The 5,031-nt window shown below is 37.7% G+C and carries 4 protein-coding genes; 1 reads left to right on the forward strand and 3 read right to left on the reverse strand.

The genetic code is table 11. From position 1 onward, the window contains the following. Positions 1 to 105: 105 nt before the first annotated feature. Positions 106 to 1,371, reverse strand: a complete 1,266-nt coding sequence (locus QZ375_RS08775) for a hypothetical protein (RefSeq protein WP_295218010.1) — start codon at positions 1,369 to 1,371, stop codon at positions 106 to 108. A 100-nt stretch (positions 1,372 to 1,471) separates the two neighbouring features. On the opposite strand from QZ375_RS08775, the gene QZ375_RS08780 reads away from it, so the two are divergent. After that, complete coding sequence (locus tag QZ375_RS08780; protein ID WP_295218011.1) at positions 1,472 to 2,365, forward strand: transposase; 894 nt, start codon at positions 1,472 to 1,474, stop codon at positions 2,363 to 2,365. Between the two features lie 173 nt (positions 2,366 to 2,538). Here the strand turns inward: QZ375_RS08780 and QZ375_RS08785 are convergent, their stop codons facing one another. Both QZ375_RS08785 and QZ375_RS08790 read right to left on the reverse strand, forming a co-directional pair. Continuing rightward, positions 2,539 to 4,149: a hypothetical protein gene (locus QZ375_RS08785; RefSeq protein ID WP_295218013.1), complete on the reverse strand. Its 1,611-nt coding sequence runs from the start codon at positions 4,147 to 4,149 to the stop codon at positions 2,539 to 2,541. A gap of 20 nt (positions 4,150 to 4,169) precedes the next feature. After that, positions 4,170 to 5,031 (reverse strand): hypothetical protein (locus tag QZ375_RS08790; RefSeq protein ID WP_295218015.1); only part of this gene is annotated, 862 nt, incomplete at its 5' end.

Here is a 5,031-nt window from a genome sequence, read left to right on the forward strand (position 1 = left end):
TTTCGTATTCTTTTATGCGATCAAATATATCTAGCATATAGAATATCTCCCTCCTGTTTTCAATTCCCAACTCAAAGCATAAAATTGGAATGATCCAATGTCAGCTTACACTTCCTTAATGCCGATTTCTCCCTGACTTTCTATGATATAATTTCCTTTTTCATTGTGAAAACGTGCTGGAGCAATTGTTTCAATGTAATATTTTGCGTCATTGTATATCTGAGTTGAAAAACGAAAAATATCCTTAATTTTATCAAAACTATCTCCAAATTCACCGTTTGTTAACGAGTTGGCATAATAATAAGGATTTGGGATGATCATGCCATTGCGTAATGCAACAATTTGCGCATTGCGATAATTTCCTGCTTCAGATAACCTTAAATCACCGCTTAGATTATGAGATATCGTTAAATATGCAACAAACTCATCTTCATTCACCTTATCAATATTCTGAAAAAGAGAAGTCGCCATTTTCACATCAGTTAAATTTGATGCGCTTTGTTGCGTTTTTTTCACCTTATCGTGAGTCAAACTATTTGAGGAAACGGTAGAAGATATTGAAGAATTTGCTGACGGATTCGTATCACGACATTTTTTTTGATATGCCGAGTACAGTTCAGTGTACTTCTGAACCAACTTGTTATATAAGTCCTCAAAATCCTTGCCAGGACTTCTTTTTGCATGATTTTGTTGTGCAAACTGTCTTAATTTTCTTATTTCAGTGTTCTGGCTTGTGATAAGTTCTTCTTGTTTTTTGTTCTTCGTTTCCAGATCAAAAAGCATCTTTTTGGATTTCATCAGAATTTGCTCGATTTGCTGCTTTTCGTTTTGCAAATTAAAAAGATCACGATTCAGTGCATCTCGTTCTTTCAAAAGATCTTGATTCTCACTTAAAAGCTGATCATATTGATTCTGCATCAATACATTTTTCTTTTCAATGTTTGCAAATTCTTCTTTTCTTTTCTGAGTCGAGTTACTTGTTTGTCGAGTACTATCCGCTGTTTCTTGTAACAGACTTACTTGACGTTTCAGGCTTACACATTTTTCTTCCAGCTGTTTGTTTTTATCTAGTTGTTCCTGCAATCTGGCTTTTGCTTCTCTTTCTCTTTTCTCTAACAGCGAAAAAAAACTTATTTTTGCACTATTAATTGTCTCACTCATTTTTCTATTTTCGTTCTGCAGACGTGCCACTTCTGATTTCAAGTTATGTACAGCAGGATTTTCTTCATTACCTTGCAATTTTTTCTGAGTCATTCTTTTCTTCACTGCATTTAACTCAGCGATTCTTTCTCTTTGCTGCATACACATATAAAAGAGAAAAGCAGCCGCTCCAGCAACAATGATCAATAATATCAATAAAAATGCTATCATAATATTAATGTTTCTCCATTCAATTTCTTAAACAATCCCGATTTGCAAACAGTACCTAAAAGTGATATAATAGAAGCACTTCAACAAGGAAGTGATTCATATGTCAAACAGAAGCAGATCACGAAGAAAGACTCCGTGGGACAGTATTGAGAGTTTAACAGAAACACAGGACTTTTTAAAGGTGAAGTATACTATGATCTATGAACAGCATCACCCACATGAAGCAGATGAGTATGAGATCAAAATGATAAACTCTTATGTTCCAAAGTCATGTCCATACTGCGCTTCTCAGTTCTTCACAAAGAAAGGAACTGACGATCATGGAATACAAAGATTTATTTGTTCGTGCGGGAAGATATTCAAGCCAACTACCGGAACTATCTTTGAATCACGTAAAATACCTATCAGCGAATGGATAGAATATTGCCTGAACATATTTCGATATGTCAGTCTGAATGCCGATTCATGGAATAACCGAAACGCCATCTCGACATCAAAGTATTGGCTTGAGAAGCTGTTCCTGACCCTTGAAAACACACAGGATAATGTTGTTCTGAGTGGTACTGTCTGGCTTGACGAAACCTATTATTCCATCATTATGCGTGAAAGAAAAAGAGACGAAAATGGAAATTATCTTCGTGAACTATCAAGAAATCAGATCTGCATAGGCGTTGCAACAGATAAGAAAAACACGATCTGTTTTGTGAAAGGATTCGGCAAGCCATCACAAAAACGCAGCTATGAGACATTCAAGGATCATATTGCTCCGGGTTCTACTTTGATACACGACAAAGAAAAGACGCATAAGAAGCTTGTTGAAAAGCTTGGTCTTAAAAGCATCAGTTATTCATCGGCAGAGCTAAAGGGGTTGGCTGACAGTGAGAATCCTCTTGACCCTGTGAACAGGATTCATTGTCTGATGAAAATGTTTCTTAATGCTCACAGCGGATTCAGCAGAGAAGACCTTCAAAACTATCTGAACCTCTATTCGTGATAAATCCGCCGTCAGACCATTTGGAAAAAGTAGAGAAAATCATAAATTTGGTTTTTGAAAATCCCAAATCGCTCAAATATCGGCATAAACGCAATGAAAATATGTGAGTTTTAGGTACTGTTTGCAAATCGGGATTTTTTTCTTAATAATGAGTGCGAACAAGAAATCTAACTTTAATTCGCTTTAACACGAATTTGTCCAAGTCTTTCTACATGATATGCACCATTACTGAACTTAACCTGTGCAGGAGCAATGAAATCTAATCCATATGTTGCCGTATCACCGACAAGACCTACGATTTTGAAAGCACCCTGAATTCGTACAAAGTTATCATAGCGTTCTTTACAATCAGAAAGATCACGATAGTAATACGGATTCAGCATAAGCGCATCCTTAATCAGAATCAACGGAGCCGTCCGATAAGATGCAGATTCGCTCAGTTGAACCTCACCAACCAGATTGGAGCTGATATTCAAGAACTTTGCATCCGAAAATTTATCTGCATAACTTGTCGACAGCGCAACCATTTTCACAAAGTCATATCCATTCAGTTTTGCCGGCGAATTATTCTGCGCATTAGTATTGCTGCCTGTCTGTCCATTTTGAATTTGATTCTTCATATCCGAAACAGTCTTCTCGTAGTCTAAGACCTGCTTTTGCGCATTCTGCAATTGAGTTTCCAACTGCTGGATACGCTGTTCTTTTTCTTCCAGCTGCTTCTGAATTTGTGCTTCGGAATTTTCCTTCTGAGATACATTGGCATTAGCGGATGCCAGATCACTTTCTACCTTTTTCAGTTTCTCAGATTGCATTGCATACAAAGAATTTTTTTCATCTAATTTTTTAGCAAGACTGTTCTTTTGCGCTTCGAGTTCTTTCATTTTATTGGTAAATTTGGTTTCTGTATTGCGGACAAGTTCCTGCTTTTCAAATTCTCTCTCCTGATTTCCACGAGCGATCATTTCCTGCTGGTTATTGTTCTTTTCCTTTTCTTTGTTCAACTTTATGAACAAAAAGGCGGATAAAGCACACGCTGCAATACCAACAACGGCAACAACAATCAGCACAATAGAAAGCATAGAGAGTGAAGAATCGTCCCTAATCGGAACAGGTACTGTTTCAACAACAGTTGTTGTCATTTCAACCTCTGTCTCAGTAGCTTCAACGGCAGACGTTTCCTCCGCTGGCGGCAGCGTGTCTACAACCATCTCAATGTCTTCATTGCTTTCTGTTTCTGTGGTTTCTTCTGTGTTCTCTTCTGTTGTTGTCACTTCATTCTGTTCAGCAATCTCAACACCATTGCCCGATGAGATAGTGACGTTGTTTAAGCCATCAAATGTATTGCTAATCACATCCGAATTTGAAAGCCAGTTACAATCATTACCCCGAATCGCTATTTGTGTTCCTTCGATCTGAATTGTATACTCTGAGCCATTTTGCAATGATTGGAATCCATTTGCAAAATTTTCATTTGTAAAAATGCAATATGCTTCAACATCATCTGTCCCAGCATTCAAGCACGCATAAATTTCAGGAGACTTTGACAATGGGTTATAGTAAAGCTGATAATCTTTACCATTTGCATGAAGAGCCAGATTAAGGTCAACAAATGAATTTATCCCTTTATCGCCCAATGTCACTTTTCCGGTATTTTTATCAACAGAAAAACTATCACCTTGTTTATTTCCATAATTATTATATGAAAATGTTACTACAGAATTTCCAACGCTCGATTCATTCGCATTGATACTGATTTCATCTGAATTTGTATTATTGTATGCCATAAATAACACCCTTCCTCTCGCTAAACAGCGTATGTAACATAGAAATTTATCACATGATGCAGCATTTTCACAACAAAGTATGATTGCATACAAGAAACTGATTCCATACCCTCTGCTTGCTCGATCACTTCATTCCACAGGCTTGCACTACACCGTATAATTTCTTGCTTAACAAAATCGTTTTGCAGAATATCGTCAAGTGTCCAAATCTGCGAGGCAGCTACAATTTTCGGAGCCAGATATACCCTACTTTCCTGCTCAAACCATTTGTGAATCAATGTAAGAATTTCAGATGGTTCTTTCGGAAATGCGCTGCTGCATTTCTCCTTCCATTCCATCGACTTGTTCTGACTTTGCTGAGGCATTGTAATCATGCAATATGATAAATCGCTCGGAATATTACAATTGATTACCTCAGGATCATAATGAATTGTTTGTTTGGCAATAGAAGGTGCAGCATCCCAAATCGAATCTACCCTATCATTACTTGTTTCATCATCCTTACGCTCAACTTCAAAACAGGACATATCCATTTTGCTATAGTTGACTTGCTCTTCTTCTACAGAAGATTTGCTGCCTTTGGATAAAATTGAACCACTTAGAGGAAATTGCAAATTCTCTGCTTCTAAACCTTCAAAAGGATTTTCGATAGATTCAAGTTTTTCTTCCTGCGGCGTTGGCTCTGATTCGCCAAAGTCGATCCCAGACAAGTTGTCAAATCCGAAATCCGGTACATCTTCGATCTCCGCAGTTTCAGGAGCATTCACAACAGGCTCAGCCTTTTCTTCCTGCGGCATTGGCTCCGGGTCACCAAAGTCCACCCCAGACAAGTTGTCAAATCCGAAATCCGGTACATCTTCGATCTCCGCAGTTTCAGGAGCA

Origin of the sequence: Ruminococcus sp., assembly GCF_019417665.1 — a bacterium.
GTDB lineage: Bacteria > Bacillota > Clostridia > Oscillospirales > Ruminococcaceae > Ruminococcus_C.

What these genes read in the sequence shown, in the direction of transcription:
- QZ375_RS08775 (WP_295218010.1), bottom strand. Translation starts at nt 1,371, where the DNA reads ATGATAGCATTTTTATTGATATTATTGATCATTGTTGCTGGAGCGGCT.
- QZ375_RS08785 (WP_295218013.1), bottom strand. Translation starts at nt 4,149, where the DNA reads ATGGCATACAATAATACAAATTCAGATGAAATCAGTATCAATGCGAAT.
- QZ375_RS08780 (WP_295218011.1), top strand. Translation starts at nt 1,472, where the DNA reads ATGTCAAACAGAAGCAGATCACGAAGAAAGACTCCGTGGGACAGTATT.